25 protein-coding genes and 1 riboswitch are annotated in these 26,158 nt (G+C 65.1%); of the genes, 12 read left to right on the forward strand and 13 right to left on the reverse strand.

Going from position 1 to position 26,158, the window contains the following annotated elements; genetic code table 11:
- Nucleotides 1-92: 92 nt before the first annotated feature.
- From metH to OVY29_RS11315, 4 genes are all read right to left on the reverse strand, one after another.
- Entirely contained in the window at nucleotides 93-2,714 is a 2,622-nt protein-coding gene (metH, locus tag OVY29_RS11300; RefSeq protein ID WP_200880144.1) for a methionine synthase, read from the reverse strand.
- Between the two features lie 119 nt (nucleotides 2,715-2,833).
- Nucleotides 2,834-3,883 (reverse strand): homocysteine S-methyltransferase family protein, encoded by a 1,050-nt coding sequence (locus OVY29_RS11305; RefSeq protein ID WP_037554096.1) that lies wholly within the window; start codon nucleotides 3,881-3,883, stop codon nucleotides 2,834-2,836.
- Nucleotides 3,880-4,818 (reverse strand): methylenetetrahydrofolate reductase, encoded by a 939-nt coding sequence (gene metF / locus OVY29_RS11310; RefSeq protein WP_313911423.1) that lies wholly within the window; start codon nucleotides 4,816-4,818, stop codon nucleotides 3,880-3,882. Before metF ends, OVY29_RS11305 begins: the two co-directional genes overlap by 4 nt.
- Nucleotides 4,815-5,801, reverse strand: a complete 987-nt coding sequence (locus tag OVY29_RS11315; protein WP_037554146.1) for an ArsR/SmtB family transcription factor — start codon at nucleotides 5,799-5,801, stop codon at nucleotides 4,815-4,817. The genes metF and OVY29_RS11315 overlap by 4 nt, the downstream gene beginning before the upstream one ends.
- A 233-nt stretch (nucleotides 5,802-6,034) precedes the next feature.
- On the opposite strand from OVY29_RS11315, the gene OVY29_RS11320 reads away from it, so the two are divergent.
- The 4 genes from OVY29_RS11320 (at nucleotide 6,035) to OVY29_RS11335 (ending at nucleotide 7,946) form a co-directional block, all read left to right on the forward strand.
- Nucleotides 6,035-6,367, forward strand: a complete 333-nt coding sequence (locus OVY29_RS11320; RefSeq protein ID WP_037554099.1) for a hypothetical protein — start codon at nucleotides 6,035-6,037, stop codon at nucleotides 6,365-6,367.
- A 171-nt stretch (nucleotides 6,368-6,538) separates the two neighbouring features.
- A complete protein-coding gene (locus OVY29_RS11325; protein ID WP_313911424.1) occupies nucleotides 6,539-6,868 on the forward strand; it encodes an entericidin EcnAB in 330 nt (109 codons plus the stop codon).
- Nucleotides 6,869-6,943: 75 nt separating this feature from the next.
- Entirely contained in the window at nucleotides 6,944-7,141 is a 198-nt protein-coding gene (locus OVY29_RS11330; RefSeq protein WP_052182061.1) for a hypothetical protein, read from the forward strand.
- 32 nt (nucleotides 7,142-7,173) lie between these two features.
- A riboswitch (ZMP/ZTP riboswitch) is annotated at nucleotides 7,174-7,254 on the forward strand.
- 20 nt (nucleotides 7,255-7,274) lie between these two features.
- On the forward strand, nucleotides 7,275-7,946 hold the full coding sequence (locus tag OVY29_RS11335; protein ID WP_037554101.1) for a DJ-1/PfpI family protein: 672 nt from the start codon (nucleotides 7,275-7,277) through the stop codon (nucleotides 7,944-7,946).
- On the opposite strand, the gene OVY29_RS11340 is transcribed toward OVY29_RS11335, so the two are convergent.
- The 5 genes from OVY29_RS11340 to OVY29_RS11360 form a co-directional block, all read right to left on the reverse strand.
- The gene (locus OVY29_RS11340) at nucleotides 7,943-8,710 is read right to left on the reverse strand and encodes a glutaminyl-peptide cyclotransferase (protein ID WP_081932991.1); all 768 of its coding nucleotides are present in this window, start codon (nucleotides 8,708-8,710) and stop codon (nucleotides 7,943-7,945) included. The two genes, OVY29_RS11335 and OVY29_RS11340, sit on opposite strands and share 4 nt — an antisense overlap.
- A gap of 169 nt (nucleotides 8,711-8,879) precedes the next feature.
- The gene (groL, locus tag OVY29_RS11345) at nucleotides 8,880-10,523 is read right to left on the reverse strand and encodes a chaperonin GroEL (RefSeq protein ID WP_037554103.1); all 1,644 of its coding nucleotides are present in this window, start codon (nucleotides 10,521-10,523) and stop codon (nucleotides 8,880-8,882) included.
- Nucleotides 10,524-10,568: 45 nt separating this feature from the next.
- A complete protein-coding gene (gene groES, locus OVY29_RS11350; protein WP_037554105.1) occupies nucleotides 10,569-10,856 on the reverse strand; it encodes a co-chaperone GroES in 288 nt (95 codons plus the stop codon).
- A 118-nt stretch (nucleotides 10,857-10,974) separates the two neighbouring features.
- On the reverse strand, nucleotides 10,975-12,372 hold the full coding sequence (locus OVY29_RS11355) for an MATE family efflux transporter (protein ID WP_313911425.1): 1,398 nt from the start codon (nucleotides 12,370-12,372) through the stop codon (nucleotides 10,975-10,977).
- Nucleotides 12,373-12,614: 242 nt separating this feature from the next.
- Nucleotides 12,615-13,187 carry a Pycsar system effector family protein gene (locus OVY29_RS11360; RefSeq protein ID WP_052182065.1) on the reverse strand — a complete coding sequence of 191 codons (573 nt, stop codon included), beginning with the start codon at nucleotides 13,185-13,187 and terminating at the stop codon, nucleotides 12,615-12,617.
- 152 nt (nucleotides 13,188-13,339) lie between these two features.
- Between OVY29_RS11360 and OVY29_RS11365 the strand changes: the two genes are divergently transcribed.
- The 3 genes from OVY29_RS11365 (at nucleotide 13,340) to OVY29_RS11375 (ending at nucleotide 16,866) form a co-directional block, all read left to right on the forward strand.
- On the forward strand, nucleotides 13,340-13,576 hold the full coding sequence (locus OVY29_RS11365; RefSeq protein WP_037554106.1) for an acyl carrier protein: 237 nt from the start codon (nucleotides 13,340-13,342) through the stop codon (nucleotides 13,574-13,576).
- 8 nt (nucleotides 13,577-13,584) lie between these two features.
- Nucleotides 13,585-14,787 (forward strand): serine palmitoyltransferase, encoded by a 1,203-nt coding sequence (gene spt, locus OVY29_RS11370; protein ID WP_037554107.1) that lies wholly within the window; start codon nucleotides 13,585-13,587, stop codon nucleotides 14,785-14,787.
- Nucleotides 14,788-14,883: 96 nt separating this feature from the next.
- Complete coding sequence (locus OVY29_RS11375) at nucleotides 14,884-16,866, forward strand: ATP-binding protein (RefSeq protein WP_235211450.1); 1,983 nt, start codon at nucleotides 14,884-14,886, stop codon at nucleotides 16,864-16,866.
- Between the two features lie 175 nt (nucleotides 16,867-17,041).
- Here the strand turns inward: OVY29_RS11375 and OVY29_RS11380 are convergent, their stop codons facing one another.
- From OVY29_RS11380 to OVY29_RS11390, 3 genes are all read right to left on the reverse strand, one after another.
- On the reverse strand, nucleotides 17,042-17,836 hold the full coding sequence (locus OVY29_RS11380; protein WP_235211453.1) for a hypothetical protein: 795 nt from the start codon (nucleotides 17,834-17,836) through the stop codon (nucleotides 17,042-17,044).
- 208 nt (nucleotides 17,837-18,044) lie between these two features.
- On the reverse strand, nucleotides 18,045-19,019 hold the full coding sequence (locus OVY29_RS11385) for a diacylglycerol/lipid kinase family protein (RefSeq protein ID WP_037554109.1): 975 nt from the start codon (nucleotides 19,017-19,019) through the stop codon (nucleotides 18,045-18,047).
- A gap of 4 nt (nucleotides 19,020-19,023) precedes the next feature.
- Nucleotides 19,024-19,497, reverse strand: a complete 474-nt coding sequence (locus tag OVY29_RS11390) for a DUF2141 domain-containing protein (RefSeq protein WP_037554110.1) — start codon at nucleotides 19,495-19,497, stop codon at nucleotides 19,024-19,026.
- A 132-nt stretch (nucleotides 19,498-19,629) separates the two neighbouring features.
- Between OVY29_RS11390 and lptF the strand changes: the two genes are divergently transcribed.
- From lptF to OVY29_RS11405, 3 genes are read left to right on the forward strand one after another with little or no spacing between them, the layout of a single operon-like run.
- Entirely contained in the window at nucleotides 19,630-20,841 is a 1,212-nt protein-coding gene (lptF, locus tag OVY29_RS11395) for an LPS export ABC transporter permease LptF (protein WP_037554111.1), read from the forward strand.
- The gene (gene lptG, locus OVY29_RS11400; protein ID WP_037554112.1) at nucleotides 20,841-21,941 is read left to right on the forward strand and encodes an LPS export ABC transporter permease LptG; all 1,101 of its coding nucleotides are present in this window, start codon (nucleotides 20,841-20,843) and stop codon (nucleotides 21,939-21,941) included. Before lptF ends, lptG begins: the two co-directional genes overlap by 1 nt.
- Before the next feature lie 13 nt (nucleotides 21,942-21,954).
- On the forward strand, nucleotides 21,955-22,227 hold the full coding sequence (locus tag OVY29_RS11405) for a hypothetical protein (protein ID WP_037554113.1): 273 nt from the start codon (nucleotides 21,955-21,957) through the stop codon (nucleotides 22,225-22,227).
- A gap of 51 nt (nucleotides 22,228-22,278) precedes the next feature.
- On the opposite strand, the gene OVY29_RS11410 is transcribed toward OVY29_RS11405, so the two are convergent.
- Nucleotides 22,279-23,367 (reverse strand): fatty acid desaturase, encoded by a 1,089-nt coding sequence (locus OVY29_RS11410; protein WP_313912062.1) that lies wholly within the window; start codon nucleotides 23,365-23,367, stop codon nucleotides 22,279-22,281.
- Between the two features lie 127 nt (nucleotides 23,368-23,494).
- Here OVY29_RS11410 and OVY29_RS11415 point away from each other — a divergent pair, with 127 nt between their 5' ends.
- Together OVY29_RS11415 and OVY29_RS11420 are read left to right on the forward strand one after the other, a co-directional pair.
- A complete protein-coding gene (locus tag OVY29_RS11415) occupies nucleotides 23,495-24,661 on the forward strand; it encodes a hypothetical protein (protein WP_037554115.1) in 1,167 nt (388 codons plus the stop codon).
- 64 nt (nucleotides 24,662-24,725) lie between these two features.
- On the forward strand, nucleotides 24,726-26,156 hold the full coding sequence (locus OVY29_RS11420; protein ID WP_037554116.1) for a DUF1800 family protein: 1,431 nt from the start codon (nucleotides 24,726-24,728) through the stop codon (nucleotides 26,154-26,156).
- The last annotated feature ends 2 nt before the right edge of the window (nucleotides 26,157-26,158 follow it).

Consider the following 26,158-nt stretch of genomic DNA (forward strand, 5'->3'; position numbering starts at 1 on the left):
TAGCGACGCAAGTCGTTGGTGAAGCTGGTTAACCCCGTACCTGTCTCGCTTTCGGACAAGTGCGGACACGCCCATTAACCGTCGCGCCGAAATCAATCCAGGTTCGGCCGCAGCCAGCGCGTCGCGGTTTCGATGTCGACGCCGCGCCGCTGCGCATAATCCTCAAGCTGATCGCTGCCGATCCGTGCGACGCCAAAATACTGGCTTTCGGGGTGACCGAAATAGAAGCCGCTGACCGCCGCGGTGGGCAGCATCGCGAAGCTTTCGGTGAGCACCAACCCGGCATTCTCGCCCGCGGCGAGCAGGTCGAACAGGATCGGCTTCAGGCTGTGATCGGGGCAGGCGGGATAGCCGGGGGCCGGGCGGATGCCCCGATATTCTTCCTTGATCAGCGCTTCGTTAGTCAGCTGCTCGCCCGGCGCATAGCCCCACAGCGTGGTGCGGACATGCTGGTGCAGCCGCTCGGCGAACGCCTCGGCGAAGCGGTCGGCGAGCGCCTTCAGCAGGATGTCCGAATAATCGTCCTTGTCGGCGCGGAAACGCTCCGAATGCGGCTCGATACCGTGGATGCCGACCGCGAAGCCGCCCATCCAGTCGCCCGCCGGATCGATGAAGTCGGCGAGGCACATGTTCGCGCGGTCGCGGCTCTTCTTGATCTGCTGGCGCAGGAAGGGGAGCGTCACATGCCGTTCCTCTTCGGCGAGGTGGATTGTGACGCTGTCGCCGTCGCGTGCGCACGGCCAGAAGGCGCAGACGCCGCGCGCGGTCAGCCATTTCTCGGCAATCAGCTTGTCGAGCATCGCGTCGGCGTCGGCCTTGAGCGCCCGCGCGGTCTCGCCGACCACCTCGTCGTCGAGGATCGACGGATAGGTCCCGTGCAGCTCCCACGCGCGGAAGAAGGGCGTCCAGTCGAAACATTCGCGCAGATCTTCGAGCGACCAGTCGTCGAAACGGTGCAGCCCGGGCTGCAACGGCGGCGCCGGCTTGTCGCTGAGATAGGCGTCGTAATAATTGGCACGCGCCTCTTCGAGCGTATGCAACACGCTCTGCCCCTTGCCCGCGCGCACATCGCGGACATGCTCATAATCGTCCTTATAACCCTGCACATAGGCGTCGCGCCCAGTGTCGCTGACCAGCGCGGTGGCGACGCCGACCGCGCGGCTCGCGTCGAGGACGTGGAGCACCGGGCCCTTGTACGCCGGGTCGATGCGCAGCGCGGTATGCACCTTCGATGTCGTCGCGCCGCCGATCAGCAGCGGCATTGTCATGCCTGCGCGCTGCATTTCCTCGGCGACCGTCACCATCTCGTCGAGCGAGGGAGTGATGAGGCCCGAAAGGCCGATCATGTCGGCGTCATTCTCGTTCGCCGCATCGAGGATCTTCGACCAGGGCACCATCACGCCGAGGTCGACGATCTCGAAGCCGTTGCACTGGAGCACGACGCCGACGATATTCTTGCCGATGTCGTGGACGTCGCCCTTGACGGTTGCCATCACGACCTTGCCCTTGCCCTTCGCGCCGGGTTCCTTCGAAGCCTCGATGAAGGGCAGCAGATGCGCGACCGCCTTTTTCATCACGCGCGCCGATTTGACGACCTGCGGCAGGAACATCTTGCCCGATCCGAACAGGTCGCCGACGACGTTCATCCCGTCCATCAGCGGGCCTTCGATCACCTCGATCGGGCGCGGCATCGCGAGGCGCATTTCCTCGGTGTCGTCGACGATATAGGCGTCGATGCCCTTGACCAGCGCATGTTCGAGCCGCTTTTCGACCGCCCAGCCGCGCCATTCCTCGGCCGCCTTTTCCTGCGCGGCGTTCGTTCCCTTGTAACGTTCGGCGAGCGCGATCAGCCGCTCGGTCGGGCTCAGCTCTTCACCGTCCACCTTGCGGTTGAGGATGACATCCTCGCATGCGGTCCTGAGTTCGGGGTCGATCGTATCATAAACGTCGAGCTGCCCGGCGTTGACGATCGCCATGTCGAGCCCGGCGGGGATCGCATAGTAAAGGAATACGCTGTGCATCGCGCGGCGCACCGTCTCGTTGCCGCGGAAGCCGAAGGAGAGGTTCGACAGCCCGCCCGAGAAATGCGCGTGCGGGCAGCGGACGCGGATTTCCTTCACCGCCTCGATGAAGTCGACGGCATAATTGTCATGCTCTTCGAGCCCCGTCGCGACCGCGAAGATATTGGGGTCGAAGATGATATCTTCGGGCGGGAAGCCGATGGTCATGAGCAGCTTGTAGGCGCGCTCGCAAATCTCGATCTTGCGGTCCTTGGTGTCGGCCTGCCCGACCTCGTCGAACGCCATCACGACGACCGCGGCGCCATAGGCCATGCACTTCTTCGCATGATCGAGGAACTGTTCCTCGCCTTCCTTCATGCTGATCGAGTTGACGATCGGTTTGCCGGGGACGCACTTCAGCCCCGCCTCGATCACATCCCATTTCGAGCTGTCGATCATCACCGGAATGCGCGCAATGTCGGGCTCGGCGGCGATGAGCTTCAAAAAGGTCGTCATCGCATATTCGGCGTCGAGCAGACCCTCGTCCATGTTGACGTCGATGACCTGCGCGCCATTCTCGACCTGCTGGCGCGCGACTTCGACCGCCGCCGTATAATCATCGGCGAGGATCAGTTTCTTGAACGCCGCGGAACCCGTGACGTTGGTGCGCTCGCCGATATTGACGAAAGTTGAGGAGGCGTTGGTTTCAGTCATCTTGCTCATCTTGCTCCCCTCCCGCTTGCGGGAGGGGTCGGGGGAGGGTCCGTTCAATCTCGGGCGGCGGTAGAAAGGAACAGGCCCTTCCCTAACCCCTCCCGCAAGCGGGAGGGGAATTACGCCGCCATCGTGAACGGCTCCAGCCCCGCAAGCCGCGTGCGCACCGGAACGTCGGGAATATGTCGCGGCGCGAGACCCGCGATCGCTTTCGCCATCGCCGCGATATGTGCCGGCGTCGACCCGCAACAGCCGCCCAGAATGTTGACCTGCCCATGCTCGGCCCATTCGCGCACCAGCTCCGCGGTTGTTTCAGGCATCTCGTCATATTCGCCGAGTTCGTTGGGAAGCCCGGCGTTGGGATAGACCATCACGAGCGCGTCGGCGAGATCGGACAGCACTTTCACATGCGGGCGGAGCTGTGACGCGCCGAACGAGCAGTTGAGCCCGATCGTCAGCGGCTTCGCATGGCGCACGGCATACCAGAAAGCCTCGACCGTGTGTCCCGACAGGTTGCGTCCTGACAGGTCGGTGAGCGTCATCGAAATCATCAGCGGCAGCTCGCGTCCGACCTTGGCTTCGGCTTCGAGCGTCGCGGCGATCCCCGCCTTGGCGTTCAATGTGTCGAAGATCGTCTCGATCAGGATGAAATCGGCGCCGCCTTCGGCAAGCGCGACGACCTGGTCGAGATAGACGTCTTTCAGCTCGTCGAAGTCGATCTCGCGATAGCCCGGGTTGTTGACGTCGGGCGACAGCGACAGCGTCTTGTTCGTCGGCCCGACCGCGCCCGCGACGAAGCGGCGGCGGCCGTCGAGCGCTTCATATTTCACTGCCGTCTCGCGGCCCAGCCGCGCGCTTTCGATGTTGATGTCCGCGACGAGCGTCTCGGCACCATAATCGGCCTGACTGATCCGGTTCGCGCTGAAGGTGTTGGTCGACACGATGTCCGACCCCGCCGCCAGATAGGCCTCGCCGATCGCGGTGACGACGTCGGGGCGCGTCAGCGCGAGAATGTCGTTGTTGCCCTTCTGATCGTGCGTCAGACCGAGCGTGCCGGCATAGTCGGCTTCGTCGAGCTTACGGAGCTGGATCTGGGTGCCCCAGCCGCCGTCGGTCAGGAGGATGCGCTCCCTTGCCGCCGCGGTGAGGGCTTCGCGTGCGCTGCTCATGCTGCCTGATCCTTTGCGGTCGAAACCGGCCGCAGCCCCAGCAGATGGCAGATGGCATAGCTGAGCTCGGCGCGGTTGAGGGTGTAGAAGTGGAAATCGCGCACGCCGCCCGCGTAGAGGCGGCGGCACATTTCGGCGGCGATCGTCGCCGCGACGAGCTGGCGCGCGGCGGGATGATCGTCGAGCCCCTCGAACAACGACACCATCCACGCGGGGATCGCGGTGCCGCACATGTCGGCCATGCGCCGCGTCTGCGACACGTTCGACACCGGAAGGATGCCGGGAATGATCGGCGCGTCGATGCCCGCTGCCGCCGCCGCATCGCGAAAGCGCAGGAAGCTGTCGGGCGAGAAAAAGAACTGCGTGATCGCGCGCGTTGCGCCGGCGTCGAGCTTGCGCTTCAGATTGTCGAGGTCGGACTGCGGGCAATCGGCATCGGGATGCACCTCGGGATAAGCTGCCACTGAAATCTCGAAGGGCGCGACCGCCTTCAGCCCCGCGACCAGTTCGATCGCATTGACATAGCCTTGCGGGTGCGCCCGATAGGGCTCGCCACCCGGGACGTCGCCGCGCAGCGCGACGATATGGCGCACGCCCGCTTCCCAATAGGCCTGCGCGACCTCGTCGATCTCGGCGCGCGAGGCCTCCACGCAGGTCAGGTGCGCCGCGGGCGGCACGCGGCTTTCGGCAGCAATGCGCGCGACGGTCGAGTGGGTGCGTTCGCGCGTCGATCCGCCCGCACCATAGGTGACCGATACGAAGCTGGGCGCCAGCGGCTCGAGCGTGCGGAACGTATCCCACAGCTGCGCTTCCATCTTCTCGGTCTTGGGCGGGAAAAATTCGAAGCTGACGCCGATATCGCCGTCGAGATTGGCGAAGAGCGGCGACGCCGCGGCGCGGCGCGCCTCCGCCAGCGAGTTCAAGTTCGACGTCATGCCGCAAGCCTTTTACTTTGCCCGCCTTCGCTGACGGGGGGTTGATCTTCGTCGCTGCGACGGCGGCCGAGCCACAGCTTCACGGCCAGCTCCCCGCCTTCGAGCGTCTGGGTGGTTTCGAGCAGCAAGCCCGCCGAGGCGAACCAGCCGCGGATCTGCGCATCCGAGAATCCGAGGCGGGCATGCGCGGCGAGCGCCCGCAGTTCCTCATCCTCGTGCGGCGCGAAATCGACGACGAGAAGGTGACCGCCGCCGCGCAGCACGCGGCTCGCCTCGGCGATCACGCGGTCGGGCTCGTGCGCGAAATGGAGCGCCTGATGGATGACGATGCTGTCGATGCTGGCGTCGGCGACCGGCAGGTCGAGGAAATCGCCCTGCAACAGATCGACGGGCACCGGCTGCCGCTCGAGCTTCGTGCGCGCAATGCGCAGCATTTCGGGGCTGCGGTCGAGCGCGGTGATCCGGCGCGCGGTCGGTGCGAAAATCTCGGCCATCCGGCCGGTGCCGGTGCCGATGTCGAGCAAATGGCCGAGGCGGCGGTTGTGCATCATCGCCAGCATTGCGGCTTCGACTTCGCTCTCGGCGATATGGCGCGATCGGATCGCGTCCCATTCGGCGGCATGCTCGGCGAAATAGCGTTCGGCCGCCGCGACACGCTCGTCGCGCACCGCCGCCAGCCGCCGAGCATCATGCGCGATGACGCGCGTTTCGCGCGCGGAGAAAGGCCATTTCTCCGCCTGACCGATAATCTCGGCGACCGGCCCTTCGCCGGCGATGCGCAGGAAAACCCAGCTTCCCTCGCGCCGCCGCTCGACGATTCCAGCCTCGACAAGGATACGGACATGGCGCGATACGCGCGGCTGGCTCTGGTCGAGAACGATCGCGAGTTCGCCGATCGCAAGCTCCATCTCGCGCAGCAGCGCGACGACTCGCAGTCGCGTCGGATCCGCGAGAGCGCGGAAAATGTCGATAAGCTCACTCACCAAAGGACATATAAAGCTTTCTTTATATCTGGTCAACCAAGCGCCGTGCCACGATTTTCCGCGGTGCGCGCCGCGGTCGTCGCGGCATTGCGACGCAACAGCGGGGTCAATCGCCAAAAGGACGGTTGCACGCCATTTGGCGAGTGGGTAATTCTGCGCGCGATTGGCAATGTTCGGGATCGATCAGTTCCTGTGCCGGTCGATCAGTCCAAATTTGAGAGGGGTATTCCCACATGAAGAAATCGATCACTCTGTCGCTCGTCCTCGCCGCTTCGATGGGCCTCGCTGCTTGCGCCGAAAAGGCTGCCGACGACACGGCCGCCACGACCGAAGACGCAGCCGCGACCGTCGAAGGCGCTGCTGACGGCGCGATGGAAGCTGCCGAAGGCGCTGCCGACGCGACCGCCGCCGCCGCTGGCGAAGCCGGTGCCGCCGCCGACGCTGCTGGCGATGCCGCCGCTGCCGGCGACGCCGCCACCGCCACCGACAAGGCGGCCGAAGCTGCCGGCGCTGCCCAAGAAGCCGCCGACGCCGCCAAGGGCGCGATGGAAGAAGCCAAGAAGTAAGCTTCTTTCCGGCCTCTTCGGGGCCGAAGAAACAGGAAGGGGTCGACGGCTTGCCGGCGGCCCCTTTCCTTTTCGGGACAGGCGTCGCAGCGCGGTTGCCAAGCCCCTGATCGCCGGTTAACTCTCTTCCCATGGCCGGCCACCCGGTCATTGCATTCGAAAGGAATACCCATGCGCAAGATCATCATCGCCTCGATGGCCGCCGCGGCCTTCAGCCTCGCCGCCTGCTCGGAAAAGACGCAGGACGCCGCCGGTGAAACCGCCGATTCCATGGCTGACGATGCCGCCGCCGCCGGCGACGCAATGGCCGAAGGCGCCGCCGACGCCGCCGACGCGACCGCCGATGCCGCCGCCGATGCCGGCGCCGCCGTCGAAGGCGCCGCCCACAACGCCGGCAATGCCGTCGAAGGCACGGTGAACGCCGCCGGCGAGGCCGCCGACAAGGCCGGCGACAAGATCGCCGAGGAAACCAAGAAGGCCGAAGCCAACGACAAGCAATAAGTCGTCGGCACGCCCTTGGGCTGCTAAGGAGGGGCTCCATCCGGACGGGTGGAGCCCTTTTTTTGTGGAAAACGAATGATGCGAAACCTCGTGCCCGCCGCCGCCGCCCTGCTCGGCCTGCTCGTGACGGGATGCAGCCGCACCGACAACGAGCCGGGCCCCGGCGGCGTGACCGTCAGCGAAGCCAAGGCGCTCGACGATGCCGCCGAGATGCTCGAAAGCCGCGACAGCGGGCCGCCAGCAGGCGCGCCGGCAAAGGACGCCGCCGAATAATCTTTCCTCGCCGCGCGGCGAGGGTTAGGCTGATGCCGTCCCGCGACTGGCGCTGAAGATGGAGTTCCATCGGGGAGCGGGACCGATGCGAGCCGCGCGCCTGGGTGATCCACGCCAGCGAAGGACCATCCGCATGACCGACACGACCACCATCGTCTTCCTGCTCTTTCCGGGCATCACCCAGCTTGACTTCACCGCGCCCGCGCAGGCGCTGTCCCGGATGCCCGGCGCGGTGCTGGCGGCGGCGGCGGCACGGCTCGACCCCATCGCGACCGACAGCGGTTTCGCTATCCTGCCCACGCATGATTTTGCGGGCGCGCCGCAAGCCGACATCCTCTGCATTCCCGGCGGGCACGGCGTGACCGAGGCGCTGAACGATGCGGCGACGATCGACTTCATCGCGCGGCAGGCGGCGGGCGCCGCGTGGGTGACGAGCGTGTGCACCGGCGCCTTCCTGCTCGGCCGTGCCGGATTGCTCGCGGGCAAGCGCGCGACGACGCACTGGGGTTACACGCATCTGCTGCCGCTCGTCGGAGCGCGCCATGAAAACGCCCGGGTCGTCGAGGACGGCAAAGTCGTGACCAGCGGCGGCGTGACCTCGGGGCTCGATTTCGCGCTGACGCTGATCGCGCGGCTGAAAGGCGATGCCGTGGCGCAAGCGATCCAGCTCGCGATCGAATATGACCCTGCCCCACCCTTTGCCGGCGGTCATCCCGAGCGCGCACCCGAAGGGGTTACCGTCGGGCTGAAGGCACACGTCTATGATGCGGCGGCGGCGCGGATGGAGGCAGCGCTGCGCGCCTAGCGACAGTCGGCGAGTGCGATCTCGTAGAGCTTGGGCCAGTTCTTGCCCGTCACGAACAGGCGCTTCCCCTCGTCGTCCCACGCAATTCCGTTGAGCACGCTGTCGGTACCGGTCACACCAGCATCGGCCTTGAGCGTCGTGAGGTCGACGAGCGAGGCGACATTACCGGTCGCGGGATCGATTCGGACGATGAAATCGGTCATCCAGACGTTCGCCCACACCTGCCCGTCGATCGTTTCGAGTTCGTTGAGCATCGCGACCGGCCGGCCGGCGAAACGAACGGTCACGCGTCTCCTCTCCTCCATCGTGGCGGGGTCGAAGAAGCGGAGCGCCGGCGTGCCATCGCTGAGGACGAGGCTGTCTCCGACCATCGTCAGCCCCCAGCCCTCGCCTGAATATTTGAAGGCGCCGACAGGTTTCAGATCTTCGATCGACCAGCGGTTGCCGACGCCGCCCCGCCATGTGACACCGATGATCTGGTCGCCCCAGCGCGTGATCCCCTCGCCGAACTGGTCCGAGGAAAGTTGCGTCTGGGCGAGCGCCTTGCCCGTCTCGAGGTCGAGCCGCGCGACGCGCGACTGGCCGTACTGACCGGTGGATTCATAGAGATGCCCTTCGTGCCAGAAGAGTCCCTGCGTGAAGGAGGATATGTCGTGCGGGAAGGTCTCGACGATTTGGTAGCTGCAACGCTCGACCGGCGGCAATGCGGGCGACGCCGCGGCCTGCGGTTCCGCGAGCAGGGCGAGGGCAAAGACAAGCATCATCACCGCTTAGCTATGTCGCTCAGGCTGAACTGGCAATGTCCCGCCTACCCTATTTCGCTAATCCATCTTCGTCTGGGTGACGAAGACAGGAAAAGCGCAAAGAAAAAGGGCCGGAGGATCGCTCCCCCGGCCCCGTTTTTCGTTGGCTGAGCGCCGAACGGTACGGACTTTAAAAGTCCATGCCACCCATGCCGCCCATGCCGCCGCCGCCCATCGGCATCGCCGGCTTGTCTTCGGGCAGCTCGCTGACCGCGGCTTCGGTGGTGATCAGCAGGCCCGACACCGACGCGGCGTCCTGAAGCGCGGTGCGCACGACCTTGGTCGGGTCGATGACGCCGGCGGCCTTCAGGTTTTCGTAAACGTCGGTCGCGGCGTTGAAGCCCTGATCCTGGTTATTTTCGCGCAGCAGGTTGCCGGCGACAACCGCACCGTCGTGGCCGGCGTTGGCCGCGATCTGGCGCAGCGGCGCTTCGATCGCCTTGCGGACGATGTCGATGCCGCGGGTCTGATCGTCGTTGGCGCCCTTCAGGCCGTCGAGAGCCTTGGTCGCGTACAGCAGCGCCGTACCGCCACCGGGGACGATGCCTTCTTCGACCGCGGCGCGGGTCGCGTGCAGCGCGTCGTCGACGCGGTCCTTGCGTTCCTTCACCTCGACTTCGGTCGCGCCGCCGACCTTGATCACAGCAACACCGCCGGCGAGCTTCGCCAGACGTTCCTGCAGCTTTTCACGGTCATAGTCGCTGGTCGTGGTTTCGATCTGCGCGCGGATCTGTTCGACGCGGCCCTTGATCGCATCATGGTCGCCAGCCCCATCGACGATGGTGGTGTTGTCCTTGTCGATCGTGACGCGCTTCGCCTGGCCGAGCATGTTCAGCGTGACCGACTCGAGCTTGATGCCCAGGTCTTCGCTGATCATTTCACCGGCGGTCAGGATCGCGATGTCCTGCAGCATCGCCTTGCGGCGATCGCCGAAGCCCGGCGCCTTGACGGCCGCGACCTTCAGGCCGCCGCGCAGACGGTTCACGACGAGGGTCGCGAGCGCTTCGCCTTCGATGTCCTCGGCGATGATCAGCAGCGGACGGCCCGACTGCACAACCGCTTCGAGGATCGGAAGCATCGACTGGAGGTTCGACAGCTTCTTTTCGAAGATCAGGATGTACGGATCGGCGAGCTCGACGATCATCTTTTCGGGGTTGGTGATGAAATAGGGCGACAGATAGCCGCGGTCGAACTGCATGCCTTCGACGACGTCGAGTTCAAACTCGAGGCCCTTGGCTTCCTCGACGGTGATCACGCCTTCCTTGCCGACCTTTTCCATCGCTTCGGCGATCTTCTCGCCGACTTCGGTGTCGCCATTGGCCGAGATAATGCCGACCTGCGCGATTTCCGAGGTGCCGGCGACCGGGGTCGAGCGCGCGGCGAGGTCAGCGACGACCTTGCCGACCGCGAGGTCGATACCGCGCTTCAGGTCCATCGGGTTCATGCCGGCGGCAACCGACTTCATGCCTTCGCGAACGATCGCCTGGGCGAGAACGGTCGCGGTGGTGGTGCCGTCGCCGGCCTTGTCATTCGCTTTCGAGGCGACTTCGCGCAGCATCTGCGCGCCCATATTCTCGAACTTGTCCTTGAGTTCGATTTCCTTGGCGACGCTGACGCCGTCCTTCGTGATGCGAGGCGCGCCGAAGCTCTTGTCGATCACGACATTGCGGCCCTTGGGGCCCAGCGTGACCTTGACGGCGTCGGCGAGGATGTCGACGCCCTTCAGGATGCGCTCGCGCGCGTCGCGCGAAAATTTAACGTCCTTGGCAGCCATGTGGATGCTCCTTCAAATGGAATGAAATAGGGGAAGAACAGGGACTCAGGCGATGACGCCGAGGATGTCCGATTCCTTCATGATCAGCAGCTCTTCGCCGTCGACCTTGACTTCGGTGCCCGACCATTTGCCGAACAGGATGCGGTCGCCGGCCTTGACGTCGAGCGGAGTGACCTTGCCGTCGTCGGCGCGGGTGCCCGAACCGACCGAGACGACTTCGCCTTCCTGCGGCTTTTCCTTGGCGGTGTCGGGGATGATGATGCCGCCGGCCGTCTTTTCTTCGGCTTCGATACGGCGGACGAGCACGCGGTCGTGCAGCGGACGAAATTGCATGGATATCCCTCCAATAGTGCAATGGATGTCGCTTAGCACTCACAGGACGCGAGTGCTAACAGGCGGGGATATGGGTGGGAGTCAGGGGAGCGTCAAGCGCCGCCGCAAGATTTTTGCGTCAGACCGGGAGGAGACCGAGACGGCCGCGCATTCGCCAGCGCAGGAGCAGCACCGCCGAGACCACGACGAGCCCGACGGCGAGGCCGATCCACACCCCGACTCCGGCGAGCGGGGTCCAGAAGCCGAGATAGATGGCGGTGCCGTAACCCGCGATCCAGTAACCGCAGATCGCGATGATCATCGGCGTTCGCGTGTCCTGCAATCCCCGGAGCACCCCCGCGGCCACCGCCTGCGCACCGTCGAAGAGCTGGAAGGCGGCCGCGACGACGAGGAACTGCATCGCGAAGCCGACGAGCGCGGCGTTGCGCGCGGCATCGACGTCGACATAGATCGACAGCACGAGCGACGGGAAAAGCCACATGATCAGCGCGGTGACCGCCATGAAGCCGATCCCGAGTATCAGCGACGCCTGCCCCGCGTGCGCGATACCATTGTGGTCGCGCGCGCCATAGAAGAGGCCGACGCGGATCGTCGCCGCCTGCGCGACGCCAAAGGGAATCTGGAAGGCGAGCGCCGCGACCTGAAGCGCGATCGTGTGCCCGGCGAGTTCGGTCTCGCCGATCCGGCCCATCAGGAAGGCGGCGCCGGTGAACAGCCCCGCCTCGGCGAGAATGGTCAGGCTGATCGGAGTGCCGATGCGCAGCATATCGAAAAAGCGCGTCCATTCGGACCGCCACCAGTTTCCGAACAGACGATAGCGCCGCAGGCGACGGTCGGTCTGGATGACGATGATATAGGCGAGCAGCATCAGCACGCTCGTCATGACGCTCGAAATCGCCGAACCGTGGAGGCCGAGCGCGGGCATGCCGAGATGGCCGAACACGAGCACCCAATTGCCGAGCGCGTTGACGAAGAGCGCGCCGAAAGTGATCGCCGCGGCAATGGTCGGCCGGCCGAGCGCCGAGACGAAGATGCGCAGCACCGCCGCCGCGATCATCGGGAACATGCCCCACATCAGGATCAGCAGGAAGCCCGCGGCGCGCGCCGAGGTTTCGGGCGGCTGCCCGGTCGCGATCATGATCGGCCCGCCCGCGGCGCAAATACCCATGAATAGGATCGACACCAGCGCGCTGAGCCAAAGCGCCATGCGCACCGTCCGCCGCACCTCGCGCACCGCATGTTTGCGGCGCCCGAGTTCGGCGGCAATCAGCGGCGCCGAGGCGCCGACAAGTCCCGATCCCGTCCACAGCAGCAGGCCGAAGATCGCCACCCCGAGCGACGAGGCGGCGAGTGCCGCGTCGCCGAGCCGCGCCACAAAAATGACGTCGATCGCGTGGACGAGCATCTGCAACAGATTCGCCGCCGCCAGCGGCACGGCGAGCGCCAGCGTCGCGCGGAATTCGGCGCGAAGACTCTGCGGTGTTTCCGCGGTCAGAGGGGTAGCCCGCTGCAGCATAGCCGGCCCGGATAGGCGCGCGAATGTTACCGTTCAAGTGCGGCGAGACGGCGGCGGATGATTTGTCGGCGGGGGTGGCAGAATGGCAACAGCGCTGCCCGATTTGCTCCTCCCTGTGGCGAAGCCAATGGGGAGGTGGCAGCGCGAAGCGCTGACAGAGGGGCTTTAACGCGGCCCCTCCACCACTCGCTACGCGAGTGGTCCCCCTCCCCATCGCTTCGCGACAGGGAGGATCAATGGGTTCATTCGCTCCAAAGCCCCGCCATTTCGACCCCAAACGCCACGAAGGTCAAAGTCAGCCCCACCACGAACAGCCGATAAGCATAAGCGAGATAGCGATATTTGCGCCGCGCGAGGACGACGCCGTTCTGATAGGTGTCGCGCAGCATCGTTTCGTACAGATCCTCCTCGCTGCGCAGCCGGTTCTTCACCTCGGCGATGAATTCATCCTCGTCCATCTGGGCAAAGCGGCCGAAGAAGAGAATGTTGCTGTGATCCTTACCGTCTTTGTAGACGACCGGCGGGCCCTTGCCGACGCGCGGGAGCACGGCCGACACCGCGAGCAGCGCCGAGAGGAAGGAAAAGGTCGCGAGGATGGCGAGCGGCATCGCGAGCGCGCCGCCGCCCGACCGCGCCTGTCCGATCGCGAGGGTGAAGACGACGAAGGTCGCACCCATCAGAATCGACGCCTTTTGATCCGCCATCTGCGACAATTGCATCGTCAGCTGCTGGTTCGTGCGGACGAGATGCACCGCGTTCGCCGGAAAGGAGACCGCCGGCGGGTCCCGCGACACCTCTGATTCTGCGCTATCCATGCCAAGCTGCCCCTGCTGGCGACCCGCGACAGGGATGGCATGAAGTCCCGCGAGCGGCAAGATGCTGCCCTGTTCCCGCCGCATTCGCTTGCCAATCGGGAGGCTTCGCGGCATGCCCGCGCGCAACTTTATTCCGCTATAGGACACAGTATATGAGCACCGCCATCAAGGACCAGATTTACGGCCTGATCGCCCCTTTCAACAAGAAGGGCGTCGAACTGAGCGACGCGACGACCTTTGCCGGCGACCTCGAATGGGACAGCCTGACCGTGATGGATTTCGTCGCCGAGGTCGAGGACACGTTCGACATCATCATCAGCATGAACATGCAGGCCGAGATCGAAAATGTCGGCCAGCTCGTCGCCGCGGTCGAGAAGCTGCAGGGCTGACCACCGCGATGACCGACCTCTTCTCCAAATTCGACCCGCTGATCCAGCAGCGCGAGGCATTGCTCGCGACCGGCGTCACCGATCCGTTCAGCCTGGTGATGGAAAAGGTGATCTCGCCGACCGTCGCGATCTGCAACGGGCGCGAGACGATCCTGCTCGGCACCTATAATTATATGGGCATGACCTTCGACGAGGATGTCATCGCCGCGGGCAAGGACGCGCTCGACAAATTCGGCAGCGGCACGACCGGGAGCCGCGTGCTCAACGGCACCTATCAGGGGCACAAGGAGTGCGAGGACGCGCTCAAGGAATTTTACGCCATGGATCATGCCATGGTGTTTTCGACCGGCTATCAGGCGAACCTCGGCATCATTTCGACGATCGCGGGCAAGGGCGATTATGTCATCCTCGACATCGACAGCCACGCGTCGATCTATGACGGGTGCAAGATGGGCGACGCCGAAATCGTCGCCTTTCGCCACAACGACATCGAAGCGCTCGAAAAGCGGCTGAAGCGCCTGCCCGCCGAGGCCGGCAAGCTCGTCGTGCTCGAGGGCGTCTATTCGATGCTGGGCGACGTCGCGCCGCTCAAGGAAATGGTCCGCGTCGCCAAGGAAAATGGCGCGATGGTGCTGGTCGACGAAGCGCATTCGATGGGCTTCATCGGCGAGCACGGCCGCGGCGTCGCCGAGGCGCAGGGCGTGATCGACGATGTCGACTTCATCATCGGCACGTTCAGCAAGAGCGTCGGCACCGTCGGCGGCTTCTGCGTCTCGAACCATCCGAAGTTCGAGATCATGCGGCTCGTCTGCCGTCCTTATGTGTTCACCGCCTCGCTGCCGCCGAGCGTCGTCGCGACCGCCGCGACGAGTATCCGCAAGCTGATGCACGGGTCGAACAAGCGCGCGCATCTGTGGGAAAATTCGAAGATGCTCCACCAGGGGCTCAAGGATCTGGGCTTCCAGCTCGGCACCGACGAGCCGCAGTCGGCGATCATCGCGGTGATCATGCCCGACCTCGAAAGGGGTGCGATGATGTGGGAAGCGCTGCTGGAAGAAGGGCTCTATGTGAACCTCGCGCGTCCGCCGGCGACGCCCGCGGGTATGACGCTGCTGCGCTGTTCGCTGTGCGCCGAGCATAGTAGCGAGCAGGTCGGCGAAATCCTCGGCCGCTTCGAACGCGCGGGAAAGCGCGCGCAGATTATCGGCTGAACCGAGCGCTCACGCCGACCAGCGGATTCCTTTTCGCGGCGAATTGAAGCCGCGCGACCTTCGGTGCTTTGCGGCGCACCGCTTGTCCGGTAAGAGATGCGCGTGTTCGAGCGGGATATCGACAGCGAAAATGACGGCCGGCGGGAGCGTATTCGCTTCTGGTCAATGATCGTCCTCGGTGCGATCCTGACCGGTGTGGTCGGGGCGCTCGTGCTGCTGCTCGCGCGCGCCAACGACAATTACGACCGCTCGCTCGGCTGGCAGACGCAGAGCATGGAGGTCATTTCGCAGACGCGCTCGGTCGACGCCGCGATCGCGCGGGCGGAGGCGGCGCTCGGCCGCTTCGCGGTCGGGCTGCAGAAAGAGGACGGGCGCATCTATGAATATCAATGGGGCCGCGCGCGCCAGTTCATGACGCGGCTGAAGCGCAATGTGCGCGACAATCCCAAACAGATCGTGCTCGTCGAGCAGCTGGCGCGCGAGATGGACAGCCGCGGCGAACAGCTGGGCGACGCAGCGCTCAGCGCCAACTACAACCAGACCGTCGCCGCGATTTCCAAATTTTACGCCGCCGGCCAAGGCGACGGGCTGGCGCGGATCGACAATCTGCTCAGCGAAATCATCGCCAACGAACGCGCGCTGCTGCGCGAGCGCAACCGGTTGGCGGCGGCCGACCGCGCCAGTCTCAACCAGGCTATCCTGCTCTTTTCGCTGCTCGGCGCTGCCGCGGCGGTCATCGCGATCGGCGCGACCTTCTCGCTGATCCGCGCCGAGGGCGAACGGCGCCTCGCACGGCGCGAGCAGCTGGTCGAAAGCGACCGTGCCGCGCAGCTCGAGGCGGCGGTCGAGGAGCGGACCGCCGAACTCGCTGAGGCAAACGCCGCGCTGCGCAGCGAGATGACCGACCGCGAAGCGGCGGAGGCGCAGCTCCGCCAGGCACAGAAAATGGAAGCCGTCGGCCAGCTGACCGGCGGCATCGCGCATGATTTCAACAATATGCTCGCGGTCGTCGTCGGCGGGCTCGAACTGGCGCAGCGCTGGCTTCCCGATACGCCGGACAAGGCGCAGCGTCACCTTACCAACGCGCTCGACGGCGCCAATCGCGCCGCCGACCTGACGCGGCGCCTGCTGACCTTCGCCCGCTCGGAGCCCGCGCGCCCCGAAATGACCCCGGTCGACGAGTGTATCGCGAGCTTTGCGCAGCTGATCGAGCGCACGATCGGCGACCGGATCGCGCTCACGCTCGACCTTCAGGCCGGCGACCTCGCCTGCTGGGTCGACCGGCAGCAGTTCGAAAATGCCCTGCTCAACCTCGCGGTCAACGCGCGCGACGCGATGGATGGCCACGGATCGCTGACGATCCGCACGCTGGGCGACGGCGAGGTGAAGGCAGCGGCGCTCGCGGTGCAGGTGATCGACACCGGCTGCGGCATGTCGCCCGAGGTGCTCGAACGCGTCTTCGACCCCTTCTACACCACCAAGCCCGCGGGCCAGGGAACCGGCCTCGGCATGAGCCAGGTCTTCGCCTTCTGCCGTCAATCGGGCGGCGAGGTGCAGATTTCGTCGACCGAGGGCGAAGGCACGAGCGTCGCGATGCTGCTGCCCGTCGCCCAGCCGCCGACCAGCGACGCGGACGAAGTGGTACCCGGCGATACCGAAGCCCCCGCGGCGCCCGCCGACGCACTCAGCATCCTGGTGGTCGAGGACGACGCGCGCGTCCTGGCCGCGACGGTCGACGCGGTCAGCGAACTCGGCCATAATGTGGTCGCATGCGGCAATCCGCTGGAGGCCGAGGCCTTGGTCGAAGGGCGGCTGGCCGAAGGCCGCGGCGGGTTCGACCTGATCCTGTCCGACGTGTTGATGCCCGAACTCACCGGCCCCGAAATGGTCGCGCAGCTGAAACAGCGCTGGCCCGAACTGTCGGTGCTGTTCGTCACCGGCTATGCCGGCGATGCGAGCGAGGACGCCGCCTTTGGCGACCATGACGTGCTGCGCAAGCCCTTCACGCTCAGCGCGCTCGACCGCGCGATCCGGCGGAGCGGCGAAACGCGGCCCGACGGCCAGCGGCTGGCGAGTTAGATTATTCGCACGCTAGATTCACTGGCGCACAACCTTCGTCATCCGCATCCCCGAGCGAAGACTAGGGGCTCGTTCGAGCGAAGCGAGAACCCCGCGTAGTGACGCTGCCTCGACTTCGCTCGGCATAGCCCCTCGTCTTCGCTCGGGGATGCGGATCAGATTCAACGATGCAGCTCTAACGTATCGCGCCGCCGCGGATCAACCGCGGCACCAGCGTCAGCGCGGCGACGAGCGGCCAGCGGCGCTGCCAGGGCTTGATCTCGATCTTCGTTCCAGCGTGGCGGTTGATCTTCCACGCCAGATAATCGATCCCGCCGGCATAGGTCAGGCTGGCCTTCGCAAGCCGCGCAACGCTGAGCAGCTTGCCCTCCAGCCGCCGGCGCGCCCACCCCCCGGCGCGCGCCTCCGCCGGGATCGCCGCGATCGCGGGCGCGCTGAACCGCTCATAACGTTCCGCGTCGGCATCGACGACCGACTGCGCGCGACCCGCCCGCTCGGCGCGCAGCTCGACCGAATAGGTGAGCGAAAAAGCGCGGCGCCACCAGTCGAGCGGCGCTTCGCCGTCGAGCCGGCCCGCCGCCGCGAGCAGGGTCGGCGCGGCGCGCGCTACCGCGGCGACCGCGCGGCTCGCCGCGGTGTCGTCCACCGCCCAGACGAGCCGCGACGGCTGGGCGAAACGCGCCCACACCGACACGTTGCGCGTTTCGGCGCCGTTCAGCCGGTCGAAATCGCCTTCGCTCAGGACCGCATATTTGGCGATCAGGCCGCCGTGCTGAAATGGAAAGACATTGGGCGGGATCAGCCGGTTCGCGGCCGCCATCCAGCCTTTGGAATAGGCGTCGCCATAGTCGGAGACGATCAGGTAGAAATCGAGCATCAGCCCGTCGAGTTCGCTCTCGCGGAGGCAACTGCCGTAAAAGAGCACCGCGCGCGCGCTGCCCGGATAGTCGGCCGCGATCGCTGTCGCCATCGCGGTGACGCGCGGATCGACGGGGCGTCCGAGTTCTTCGCGGACCAAATGCGCCAACCTTCCCGCATCCCCGAGCGAAGACGAGGGGCTATGCCGAGCGCAGTCGAGGCTGCGGCGCCCAGCTTCTCGCTTCGCTCGAACGAGCCCCTCGTCTTCGCTCGGGGATGCGGATGGGAGGTTTGGCTCAGCCATCGCCGAACGACTGCGCTCAGGCGGCGAGGCGCAGGAAGGGAACCGGCTGCGTCGAGGTCAGGATGATCGGCATGCCGTTCTTCGCCTGAAAGATTTCGCCGTCGAGGATGACGTTCGACCGTTCGCCCTCGATACGAATCTCGTCGCCCTGCTGGAAATGCACGCCTTCGAGCTGCTTTTGCCCCAGCGTCCCACGCCAGGTCGCGCCGAGCATGCGAAACAGCGCGCCGACGCTGCTGTCGGTCGCGAGCAGCTTCATATTGCCGTTCGTGCCATAGGCTTCGCTGGTGCGGATGCTGAGCAGCAGTTTCTCGAGCGTCGTCACGATGAGCAGCGAGAATTTGCCCTTGAACTCGCCCTGGCGGATCAGCGACACCGTCATCGGCTCGGGCTTGGGCGGCAGGCGCCCGCCGCCGACCCCGAAGATGATCGCGAACAGCGCGAGCATCGCCGCGAGGAAATGCGAAATCCCGTTGGGCAGACCGAGCGGATAGATGCGGTTGCGGCAATAGAGCATCACGTCGGCGAGGTAGGCGCCGCCGAGAAACATGCCGAGCACCGGGCGCGATTCGTCGCCGCTGTCGAGCGAGATGAGCTGGCGTTCGATCACATGATCCTCGAGCCGGCCGCTCCCGACCAGATCGACGACGCGCTGCAATGCCTTGATCGGATCGCCCTCGGCGCCGAGGTCGAGCGCGATCAAATTGGTCTTGCCGTTCGGGAGCACCGCGACCGGCGGCGGCGAGCCGCCGAAATGGCCGCCCGAATACAATTCGGTCAGCGCCGCCTGCACCGTGCCGTCGCCGCCGTTGATGACGACAATGCGCGGGCTGACCATCGCCATCGTGCGGATCGCTTCGCCGATCTGGTCGACGTCCTCGACCTCGTAATGAAAGATATCGGGGTGCGCCGCGCAATATTCGCGAACCCGCGGCAACAGGGCACGGTTGCCCGTCGAACGTGGATTCGAAAGGAGCGCGACGCTGGCCATGTCTTTACATATATTTCATCGAGATGGAGATCGTTTTGGGCGCATCGCCGACCGAAAAGGCGGTCTTCTTGTAGCTCGGCTTGCCGAGGTTGAAGATGTTGATGCTGGGATTGTTCGACATCCCGCCGCCATCGCGCGAGATATCGGTCTTGCCATTGCCGTTGACGTCATGACGCACCGCGATGCCATACACGCCCGCTTCGGGCAGCGGAACGCAGACGGTCATCGATCCGGCACGCGCCGGCACCTCGATGCGCGCGAGCCAACGGCCCTTCTCGAGCCAGTCGGCGGCCGTGCCGCGATAGCTTTGTACGCGAATCTTGCCGGTCGACGCCTTGACACCGCTGATCCGGACCAGCGTCGACGGGCCGCTTTTGCACTGCGACAGATCGTTCGAGATGACCCGGCCTTCCGCCTGCGCCGTCGCGGCGACAGCCAGCACGGAAACGCCAAGCAGCGCGGATAGAAATTTCGACATGACCTCAAAACCTCCAGAGGCTATAGCCACATCCGCACACGCTAAGCGCGCGCCGACGTGGGTCCCTGTCGCCCTTGAATCGGCATATCGGAAACAACTGCGGCCAAATCATGGTGATGGGGCGACGAAAGATTGAATAAGCTTCCTGCCATCGACCGCTACATCGCGCGGCTCATCTTTTTCCCGATGCTCGGCACGCTCGTCCTGTCGGCGATGCTGCTCGTGCTCGAAAAAATGCTGCGCCTCTTCGACTTCGTCGCGACCGAGGGCGGCCCGGTCAGCGTCGTGTGGCGGATGCTCGCCAACCTCATTCCCGAATATCTCTCGCTCGGCATCCCGATCGGCCTGATGCTCGGGATTCTCCTTGCTTTCCGCAGGCTTGCGACGTCGAGCGAGCTCGACGTGCTCAAGGGCGTCGGCATGAGTTTCGGGCGCCTGATGCGTATTCCATTCGCCTATGCGATCGCGCTCGCGGCGCTCAATCTGGCGATCGTCGGCTTCATCCAGCCCGTCGCGCGTTATGCCTATGAAGGGTTGCAGTTCGAATTGCGTTCGGGCGCGCTCGGGGCGTCGATCAAGGTCGGCGAATTCACCAAATTGGGCGACCGCATGACGCTGCGCATCGAGGAAAGCTATAACGACGGGCGGTCCCTGCGCGGCATCTTCGTACGCGGCGACCAGCGCGACGGGCAGCGCGTGTCGGCGACCGCGGCGCGCGGGCAGTTCCTCGCGACCGACGACCCCAACACGATCATCCTGCGCTTGTCGCAGGGCGTGCTGATCCATGAATCGCCCAAATTCTCGGTGCCGCGCGTGCTGACCTTCGACAATCACGATCTGCCGATCCCGCTCCCCAAGATCGAGGCGTTCCGCCTGCGCGGCGGCGCCGACCGCGAGATGACGATCCCCGAACTGTTCGTCGCGGGCAAGGACAGCAGCCAGCCCGAACAGACGCGGCTTGAATCGCGAGCGAATTTCCACTTCCGCATCGTCGAGGTGATGTCGATGTTCCTGATCCCGCTGATCGCCGTCGCGCTCGCGGTGCCCCCGAAACGATCGACCTCGTCGCTCGGCGTCTTCCTGTCGATCGTGCTGCTCGTCACCCAGCACAAGATCAACCAATATGCCGAGGATCTGGGCGCGCGCGGGACGATCGACCCGCTGATCGCGCTCTGGGTCCCCTATCTCCTCTTTGCCGCCCTCGCCATCTGGATGTATTACACGATCGCGCACGTTCCCGGCGGCCAGCCGATCGGCGCGCTCGAACGCGTCGCCGCCAAGGCGGCGCAGAAGATCCGCGGATTGCTCAGCATGTTCCAGCGCGACAAGGCCCGGCTTACCTGATGCACCAGCTTCATTTTTTCCCGTCGCGCACGATGGCGATCTATGTCGGCCGCCTGTTCCTCGTCCGCTCCTTTTCGATCCTCTTCGCGCTCGTGCTGATCCTCCAGACGCTCGACCTGCTCGGCGAAAGCGGCAAAATCCTTGGCGTCGCCGGCAACAGCGATGCCGACGTGTGGCGCTATGTCGGGATGCGGCTGCCGCAGATCATCGAGACCTTCCTGCCCTTTTCAGTGCTGCTCGGTACGATATTGACGATGGTGACGCTCAACCAGAACAGCGAGGTCATCGCGATGAAGGCGTCGGGCATGTCGGCGCATCAGGTGCTCGCGCCGCTGTTCCTCGCCGCGCTGCTCGTCGCGGGGATCAGTTTCGCCTTCAACGAACGCATCGTCACGCGCTCGACCGCCGCGCTCAGCGCCTGGCAGAAGGTCGAATATAAAAAAGTGCCGAAGGACAGCGGCATAAGAACCAATATCTGGGTTCGCGACGGCGACGACCTGATCAACGCGACAACGGTCGATACCAGCGGCCCGGCAATCACCCTCGGCTATGTCACCATCTATGAGCGCACCGGCGGCGTGCTGTCGTCGATGCTGTCGGCCGACAGCGCGCGCGCGGTCGCGGGTGGCGGCTGGGAACTGACGAACGCGCGGCGCTTCATCCGCCGCTCGGGCACCGTCGAACCGTTGGGCACGATCGTTGCCGCGAAAAATGTGCGCCCCGACCAGTTCACGCTGGCGCAGGTCGACGGCGACGAATTGCCCTTCCTCAAGCTCAAATCGGCGATCGATGACCTCGAGGCCGCGGGGCGCCCCGTCGACGCGCTGAAGGGCGTGCTCTGGCACAAGATTTCGGGGCCGCTGTCGGCGATCTTGATGCCGCTATTGGGCGCGGTCGCGGCGTTCGGCCTCGCGCGCTCGGGCAAGCTGTTCGTGCGCGCGATCATCGGCATGGGGCTCGGCTTCGCCTATTTCGTCGCCGACAATTTCGCGCTCGCGATGGGCGATCTCGGCGCTTACTCGCCCTTCCTCGCGGCGTGGGGGCCATTCATCCTGTTCGCGCTGATCGGCGAGATGATTTTGATCCGGACCGAGGAATAGCGGGCTCGAACCCATGAAGTCGTTCGCGAACTATCGAGCCAAGATTTTGGGCGAGATGTACGAAGGGGAACCGTTCGGCCCCGACAAGCTCACGATGCTCTGGCCATTCCTTGTCGGCTGCACGATATTTGCGGCCCTCGACATCAGCGTGGGCTTGGCGAATCCGTATCGCATCATGATCCTCGCCCTACTGCTCGCGCCCGGAACGATATGGCTTGGCTATCTGATCTTCCACATGCTCAGGGCGTTACGACTGTGGGCGGCGCGCCGAGATTCCCGCGATTGATCCGATTTGCGGGAGAAATCCTCCGGCAGCCAAAAAATCATTCCAGCAACTTCAGACCGCCGCGCCCCGTGCCGAACCCGCAACCAGATTCATCACCAGCTTCGGCAGGCTGTCGTAATTCGCGCCATGATATTGCGAGTCCGACGGCAACGCGTCCTTCAGGCGGCGGTGCGCCTCGGCGAGCGAATGATAGGGAACGCCCGGCAACAGGTGGTGCAGCGCGTGGTAGCGCAGTCCGACCGGCGCCCACAATTCGGGGAGCAGACCCGGCGGCGGCACGTTGACGCTGTCAAGGAACTGGCCGGTCACCGTCAGCACTTCGCCGTCATTTTCCCAGAGATGCGCGACGAGCGTGCGGATCTGGTTGAGCACCAAAGTCGCCGACGCAATCGCGCCGAAGATGATCAGCGCGCGCAGCGGCACCCAGCCGAAGACGCCCGCGGCGATCAGCAGGCTCGACCACGCCCAGGCGCCGCCTTCCTGCCACGCCCACTGGCGGCGGAATTCGCCCTCGGACGGCTTGCGGCGGAACAGCGGGTTGATGATCATCCCCGAATAGCGTTCGACGACGATCCGGCGCAGCGGCGGGATCAGGAACGAGAGCGGGGTGAGCACGCCATAGCGGAAGACGAGCGCGAGCGGCGCAAAGGCCGCAGCGACGACAAACAGCGGCACCGTCCAAGGCTTCATCAGTGCGAGCGGCAGATATTCGGGATCCTCGACCGTGCCATATTTGGTGCGGTTGTGGTGCAGGCTGTGTATCCCCTCATACATGAAGGAGGGGATGAGCAGCGGCACGCCGACGAGGATATTCCACGCGAGGCGGAAACCGGGCAGCGCATTCTTGCGGATATGCGTCAGCTCGTGAATGAAGCTCCCCGCGCGATAGAGTGCAACGACCGCGATCACCGCCGCGACGAGCATCCACGCGATCGAAGGCGCAAGGATCGCGGCCGCGATGCCCGCATAACCGATGAAGGTCGAAGCGAGAAAATCGGTCCAATAAATGCGCGCCGAAGGCTGCACGAGATCGCGCGTCAGCTCCGACGCCGCGCGGATCATCGCCATATCGTCGGCGATCGCGGACTTCGGGGTCGTCGCCGCGGCAGGCGCCGACAAGCGGTCGACAAGGGTGTTCATCGCTAACATAGGCGGCTCTTCATCATATTTTCGTGGCAGCAAAATGGCCGAAAGCGGGTCGCCAGCGCCCCATCTATGCCCTAATGCCTCGCCACAAATATAGGCTCGGCTTTTCAGGAAACCACCCATGAGCGGACATTCGCACGGCCCGATCACCATTCATCCGGTCAAGGACAAGAATGATTTGCGCGAGTTCGTCGAGCTCGCCTTTCGCCTCAACCGCGGCGATCCGGCGTGGGTGCCGCCGCTGAAGGGCGAGGTTTACGGCCTGCTCACGCCGGGCAAGAATCCGTGGTTCGAACATGGCAAGGCCCAATTTTTCCTCGCGCGGCGGGACGGCCGCACGATCGGCCGCATCTCGGCGCATATCGACGAACTCGCGCTCGCCCAGCCTGCCGAACAGGGCATGGGGCCCGGCACCGGCAACTGGGGGCTGCTCGAAGCCGAGGATGAGGAAAGTGCGCATGCGCTGATCGCCGCGGGCGAGGATTGGCTGCGCGGGCAAGGCATGACGCGCGCGCTCGGGCCGCTGTCGATTTCGATCTGGGACGAGCCCGGGCTGCTGATCGAGGGGTTCGACAACCCGCCGACGGTGATGATGGGGCATAATAGCCCGCTCTATCGCGGGTGGATCGAGGGCACCGGCTATCGGCCGGTGAAGCAGCTTCTGAATTATGATGTCGCGATAGGCGACGGCTTCCCGCCGATCGTCAACCGCATCGTCGCGGCGGGCGAGAAGAATGCGCGGATCCGCATCCGCAAGGTCGACAAGCGCCGTTTCGATGCCGAAGCGAAGCTGATCATGGGGCTGCTCAACGACGCATGGTCGGACAATTGGGGTTTCGTGCCACTGACCGACAGCGAGATCGCCTATGTCGGCAAGAAGCTCAAGGATATCGTGTTCGAGGACCTGATCCGCGTCGCCGAAGTCGACGGCGAACCGGTCGCTTTCATGATCGTGCTGCCGAACATCAACCAGCTCTTGATCGACATGGACGGCTCGTTGCTGCCCTTCAACTGGGCGCGGCTGCTCTGGTGGCTGCGCAAGCCCAAGAGCCGCATCCTGCGCGTGCCGTTGATGGGCGTCGCCAAGAAATTGCAGAACAGCCGCATGGCGAGCACGCTGGCCTTCATGATGATCGAATATATCCGCCGCGACGCGGTGGTCGACTATGGCACCGAGCGCGGCGACATCGGCTGGGTGCTCGACGACAATCAGGGGATGAACGCGGTCGCCGAGGCGATCGAGGCCAAGGTCAACCGGGTGTATCAGATCTACGACAAAATGCTCTGATCGCTGGGATAGCTTTGCGACAAATGGCGGCCATCGTGCGTTTGAAGCCACGGAAAGGTTTGTCATGGCAGTCCAGTATCTTGCCACCAATCGCTTCGGGCTCGGCCGCCGCTTCGACGATCCGGCCATCGAAGACCCGAAAGACTGGCTGATCCGCCAGATCGGCGACTATGATCCCGCCCCCGCGGCGATCGCGGAGCTGGCGGGGCGCGAGGCGATCGCGACCGCCTATGCCGAATATCAGGGCGAGCGGCAGGCGATGCGCCGCGAAGCGAAGAATGCAGAAATGCGCGACGACGACGGCAGTGCGGTTGAGGCGATGCGCCGCATGTCGCGCGCGGGATTCCGCCGCCATTATGGCGAAGCCGCGAGCGCGCGCCTCGCCGCCGCAGTCGCCACGCAAACCCCCTTCGCCGAACGTCTCGTCCATTTCTGGTCCAATCATTTCGCGATCTCGGCGGACAAACAGACCGTCGTCGGCTTCGCCGGCAATTACGAGAATGAAGCGATCCGCCCGCATGTCATGGGCAAATTTTCCGACCTCTTGACCGCCGCGGTCCACCACCCCGCGATGCTGCTCTTTCTCGATCAGGCACAAAGCTTCGGCCCCGACAGTGCCTTTGCAACGCGGGTACGCAATCGCGGCAGGCGGCAGGCGCCGGGGCTCAACGAGAATCTGGCGCGCGAGATCATGGAGCTGCACACGCTCGGCGTGCGCGCCGGCTATACGCAGGCCGATGTGACGAACTTCGCCAAGGCGCTCACCGGCCTGACGGTCGCCGGGCTCGGCCGCGGCGCGGGACAGCGGCTGATGCCCGCCGACGCGCAAGCGGGCGCGACGGTCTTCGTCGACCGGCTCCATCAGCCGGGGGCGCTCACGATCCTCGGCAAACGCTATGACCAGCCCGGCGCGAAACAGGCCGAAGCGGTGCTGCGCGACCTCGCCGTTCATCCCGCGACGGCGCGCCATGTTTCGACCAAGCTCGCAAGGCACTTTACCGGCGACGAACCGCCCGCGGCGCTCGTCGAGCGGCTGGCCGACGATTTCGAAAAAACCGGCGGCGACCTGCCCTCGCTTTATCGCACCCTCGTCGCTTCGCCCGAGCCCTGGGCGGCCGAATCGACGATGTTCAAATCGCCATGGGACTGGACAGTGTCGATGCTGCGCGCCCTGAAAACACCGGGGCTCGGCGAGCGCCAGAATATCGCCGCGATGTTCACCCAGCTCGGCCAGCCGGTGTGGCGCCCCGGATCGCCCAAAGGCTATGACGACACGGTCGCCACCTGGGCCGGATCGGCCGCCTTGATGCAGCGCGTCGAACTGGCGAGCCGCATCGCGGGCCGGATCGGCGACCGCGCCGACGCGCGCCAGCTCGCTCCCCTCGTCCTCGCCGACGCCCTCGCCCCGGATACCGCCCAAGCCATCGCCCGCGCCGACAGCCCCGGACAGGGGCTCGCGATGCTGTTCGCCAGCCCGGCCTTTTTGCGGAGATAGAC

Source organism: Sphingopyxis sp. SE2, from assembly GCF_032227185.1.
In the GTDB taxonomy this organism is placed as follows: Bacteria; Pseudomonadota; Alphaproteobacteria; order Sphingomonadales; family Sphingomonadaceae; genus Sphingopyxis.